General features: G+C 62.1%; 1 pseudogene. It reads left to right on the top strand.

The window, feature by feature from the left end:
• A pseudogene (locus tag NET03_RS13375) lies at nucleotides 1–517 on the top strand (aminomethyl transferase family protein); the annotation flags it as partial.

Below are 517 nucleotides of genomic sequence, written 5' to 3' on the forward strand. Positions count from 1 at the left end.
GCGCGGAACCTCCAAGAGGTGCTTGACCGAGCACCGAACATTCAGGACCTTTTGTACAACAATCCGACGGGAGCGCGGGTCTATCCGGTCGTCCCGCCGGAGTTCACCAACTGGCGCGATGAGCAGCAGGCCTGGCGCGAGACTGTCTGCCTCTTCGACCTCTCCTACCACATGACCGACCTCTTCCTCCGCGGCCCGGATGCCTTTGCCCTCCTGGAGAAGCTCGGCATCAACTCCTTTGCGGGCTTTGCCCCCGGTCAGGCCAAGCAGTATGTTCCTGTCTCGCCGGAAGGCTCTGTCATCGGAGACGTCATCCTCTTCTACCTCGAGGATGGGACCTTCCAGCTGGTCGGCCGCCCGTCCGTCCATAACTGGGTCCAGTACCATGCCGAGACCAGTGGGGCCAACGTCACCTACGAGCGGGATGAGTGGTCGGTAGCTGATCCCCACAAGCCCCGCAAGACTTTCCGCTTCCAGATCCAGGGGCCCAATGCGCCTAAGGTCCTGGAGAAGCTCC

Source organism: Thermomicrobium sp. CFH 73360, assembly GCF_023806465.1.
Lineage (GTDB): Bacteria > Chloroflexota > Chloroflexia > Thermomicrobiales > Thermomicrobiaceae > Thermomicrobium.